The sequence below is a fragment of the Alkalibacterium sp. m-11 genome (genome assembly GCF_054658155.1).
Genome location: NZ_BAAGIR010000414.1, coordinates 1 through 349 on the forward strand (window position 1 = coordinate 1; position 349 = coordinate 349).

Here is a 349-nt window from a genome sequence, read left to right on the forward strand (position 1 = left end):
GTTAAATCCTTATTTTGAAGACTCTATTCGCCGTAAAGTCACAAAGGAAGCAATGGTCATTTTCCGCAAATGTAGGTACTCTGTAGACCCTCGTTATATCGGAAAAGAAGTTGACTTGGATCTTTCCGAAAACGAAGAGCACGTGCACATTTATTATAACGGAGAACAGATTCGTTCGCACCCACTTACCACAAAAAGATTGAACTATAACCAAGAAGATTTGGTTCAGATACTTAAATCAGATGTCATGAGCCACAAAGAAGAAGATGACATCCAAGAACATATTAAACGAAGTTTAAAGCAATATGATTTACTGGAGGTGCCTTCGAATGAGCAGTAACTATCAAAA

General features: G+C 37.5%; 1 protein-coding gene. It reads left to right on the forward strand.

Going from position 1 to position 349, the window contains the following annotated elements:
- On the forward strand, positions 1-340 hold a 340-nt coding region (locus tag ACYQ2O_RS13010; protein WP_459796814.1), incomplete at its 5' end, for a Mu transposase domain-containing protein.
- Positions 341-349 lie beyond the last annotated feature (9 nt).